Origin of the sequence: Shewanella sp. 11B5 (genome assembly GCF_002836795.1) — a bacterium.
In the GTDB taxonomy this organism is placed as follows: domain Bacteria; phylum Pseudomonadota; class Gammaproteobacteria; order Enterobacterales; family Shewanellaceae; genus Shewanella; species Shewanella frigidimarina.
The window spans coordinates 1-3,830 of record NZ_PJAP01000613.1; the positions used below are offsets into that span (position 1 = coordinate 1).

General features: G+C 42.5%; 3 protein-coding genes. 2 read left to right on the forward strand and 1 reads right to left on the reverse strand.

Annotated elements, in window-relative coordinates:
• Positions 1–203 (forward strand): 50S ribosomal protein L9 (gene rplI, locus CXF78_RS14190; protein WP_102037166.1); only part of this gene is annotated, 203 nt, incomplete at its 5' end.
• Positions 204–387: 184 nt separating this feature from the next.
• Here rplI and CXF78_RS14195 read toward each other — a convergent pair.
• A complete protein-coding gene (locus CXF78_RS14195) occupies positions 388–2,994 on the reverse strand; it encodes a S46 family peptidase (protein WP_102037167.1) in 2,607 nt (868 codons plus the stop codon).
• Positions 2,995–3,124: 130 nt separating this feature from the next.
• Between CXF78_RS14195 and CXF78_RS14200 the strand changes: the two genes are divergently transcribed.
• A partial coding sequence (locus CXF78_RS14200; protein WP_308302258.1) for a DnaB-like helicase N-terminal domain-containing protein occupies positions 3,125–3,830 on the forward strand: 706 nt, incomplete at its 3' end.

Genomic DNA, 3,830 nt, shown 5'->3' on the forward strand with positions numbered 1-3,830 from the left:
CAGGTGATGAAGGTAAATTATTCGGATCAATTGGCAACCGTGATATCGCTGATGCAGTTACTGCAGCTGGCGTAGCACTTGCTAAATCTGAAGTTCGTTTACCTTTAGGTGCTTTACGCACTACTGGTAGCTTCGAAATTGAAGTTCAAGTGCACGCTGAAGTTAAAGCTGTAGTTAAGATTGCTATTGTAGCAGAAGCTTAATTACTGTTTAGCTCCATAAAAACACCGCCTCCGGGCGGTGTTTTTTTATGTCTGCAATTTAATCCCTATCTTTATTAACACGATATGTTTTAAGCCGTGCAGCTAATCGTTTGGGATCTTTCAATGCCAGAGAATATTCCAGTGAACCTCTATTTGATGGTCACTGGAATATTGTTTACCAGAGTTAGTTTGGCTCTTTTTCAGTCGCTGCTTTAGGGGGTACTACTACAGCCGCTTTGGCCGGTACTTTCGTTGCAACTTCTGCCGTTGCTTCAGGTGCGACAACCGTTACTGCTTCAGTCGTCGCTTTGGCTGGAACTTCAGTCGCAACCTTAATTGCAACATCGGGCGCTACTCCAATTACCGCTTTGGCTGGTGTCTCAGTTGCCACTTCTGGGGCGACAACCGTTATTGCTTCCGTCGTCGCTTTGACAGGAACTTCAGTCGCAACCTCAATTGCAACATCGGGCGCTACTTCAATTACCGCTTTGGCTGGTGCCTCAGTTACCACTTCAGGTGCGACTACTGTTACTGCCTCAGTCGTTGCTTCGGTAGGCATTTCAGTTACAGCTTCAGTTGCTACCTTTGCTTCTCCTTTAGTCTTGCTCACTAAGGTTAACTCTTTTATCAAATTATCAGCGTGATCAACTTTATCCATCATCCACAAAATGTAACGAATATCGACATGTACGGCACGGGTAATCGTCGGGTTAAAAAACCAATCTTTAGTGATAGCTTCGTAAGTTGAGTCGAAGTTAAGACCAACTAACTCACCTTTACCATTTAATACCGGTGAACCTGAGTTACCACCAGTAGTGTCAGCACTTGATAAAAAGTTAACCGGTACAGAGTTAAAATCGGCCGGTTTGTCTAAACAAGACATAAATTGACAACTGCTTTGCTGCTTATATACCGATGTAACGCGATGTTTACCTAAGTCATCAGCTTTAATCGCCGTCAACAGTTTCGCTGGAGCATTGTAAGGTGCTTCGCCAGTATTTTTGGCTAGGATGCCTGCTAAGCGAGTAAATGGTTGCTTGTATAATGCGTCTTTAGATTGATAGCCATCAACCATGCCGTAAGTAATACGTAATGTGCGGTTAGCATCTGGGTATACAGGCCAGTTATTTGATTTGTAATAATCAATAATCGCCTTCATATATTCAGGACGAACAGATGACAGCTTGCCTGCAAGTAGCTTTTCACTCTTTTCCAATGCCATGTTAGTGTCATGAATAGCCACCGCTAAACGAATAAACGGGTCATCACTAACTTCAAAGTCTTCAGCTCTTTTACTCATCCACGCCAGACGTTTAGCTTGGTCGGTGAGTTCTGTTAATGCATACAAACCTTCCACTTTTGATTCTAGCTGTTCAAAATTGTCTGAGCTGCTTAAGGCATTATCAAACACTTCAGTTTTTAACGGTTGTCTTACATAGGCTTGTAAGTCTTGTAGCCATAAAATTTTATCGACCACGGGATCGAAGCTGCTATCGATACGTTTAAGTGCTGCTTTAAACATTTTCATATCGCGAAGCTGAAACCCTGACTCACGTTGGTCATTAGGTTTCTTTCTTTCTTTAGCTAAACGGTACAGTTTGCTGGCAGCCTGAAGCATTTCGCTTGATTGAGCATTTTTAAAGAAATAATTGGTTTGCATCTGCTGATGTTTTTCAGCAAGTAGTGCTTCAAGATCGCTGATGAGATTTTGGTTCGCGCCAGGATCTTTTTTAAGCCAAGCGAGAAAGTCATTTTCGCGTTGCTGTTTAATACCGACAATATCAGTAGCGTTAAAGCCATCTAATAAGCCATTCAGTTTTTTCATCCGGTTAGCCATGGAAGCCATCGTGCCGGCATATTTAAGTGCGATATCTTTATCTACATCGCCCATCAAGGTAATAGTATCAATTTGCAACTGGTAGCGTTTTGCGTAGGTTGGATATATCCAATCACTGGCAAACTGTAACTCGCTGGTTAAGTTGTAACGGCTGGTAGAGCCAGGGTAACCAGCCACAAAAATACCATCGCCAGCTTTTACACCGTCTGCGTTTACTTTTAAGTAGCTTTTAGGCTGGTATGGCACATTGCCTTTTTTAAACGTTGCAGGCTTACCGTCTTTACCCACATAGGCGCGTAAAAAGGTAAAATCGCCTGAATGACGAGGGTATTCATAATTGTCGATATCGCCGCCAAAGCCGCCAACACTTTTGGGTGGTGCATACACTAAGCGTACATCTCGAATGATTAACTGTTTAGTTAAATAATATTCTAAGCCGTGGTGAAAACTGTTAACCGAGCAACGGTAGTTGTCATCAGTTTCGCAAACTTTAATTAATGCTTTTTTATTTGCTTGGATATCTTCAAAGCGTACCAAAGGTTCTGTGCTTAAGTTAGCCATAACGCTATCGGTCACGTTGGTAACTTCTTGGGTAATGTATAAGCGTTCGTTTGGCCCTGCAGAAGGTTCTTCCGCTTGGGTGTTTGCTAAAAAGCCATCAGCGAGGTAATTATGTTCTTTTTTGCTGTTATATTGTATGCCGCGATAAGCACAATGATGGTTTGTGACAACTAGGCCTTGGGGGGATACAAAACTGGCGGTACAATACCCCAAACTGACGACAGCATTCATTGGGTACTGTCCTAAATCGGCCAGTTGTGATGCGGGAATATCAATACCACGTTGCAGGAGTTTGTCGGCAATGGATGGCATTTGATACGGCTGCCATTGGCCTTCATCGGCAAAGGCTAAACCAGATGTCAGCACAAGTGCTGCAACGAATGCGGTACGCATGTATTTTCCTTAAATAATTATTTTATGTCCGTTAAACGGAGCTGTTATTCTAGTTGGTAATGACGGCAAATTAAGCTAGACCACGGTGTTATACCATATTTTATAAAGTCGTTGGAAATTGGGAGTGTTAATGTCACAGCAAGGTGCTTTTAAAGCAAGAAACAGGCAAAAAGATGTAGAAGTTAATGCATTAAAGTTGCCGCCACATTCGATTGAAGCAGAACAATCCGTTTTAGGTGGATTGATGCTAGATGCTGAAGCGTGGGATCGTGTTTCTGAAGCGGTTGTGCCAGAAGATTTTTATTCTCGTTCTCATCGAATGATTTTCACGGCTATGCAACGTTTAATGGAGTCGGGCCAACCGCTGGATTTAATTACCGTATCCGAACAGCTCGAAATTGAAGATCAATTAGACGATGCAGGCGGCTTTGCTTACTTAGGCGAAATTGCCAAAAATACTCCTAGTGCCGGTAATATTTTATCTTACGCAGACATTGTGCGAGAACGTGCCGTAGTACGTGACATGATTGCCGTTGCCCACGAAATTGCTGATGCGGGTTATAACCCAGAAGGCCGTGATTCAAGTGCATTATTAGATTTGGCTGAAACCAAAGTCTTTAAAATCGCAGAAATGCGTACCAATGCTAATGAAGGCCCGGAAAACATTAAAAGCATTCTTGAAAAAACCGTTGATAGGATTGAGCAGCTTTATAACAATCCTCATAACGGTGTTACAGGTGTTTCAAGTGGTTTTAATGATTTAGATAAAATGACCGCAGGCTTTCAGTCTGGTGACTTAATTATTGTTGCCGCGCGTCCTTCTATGGGGAAAACCA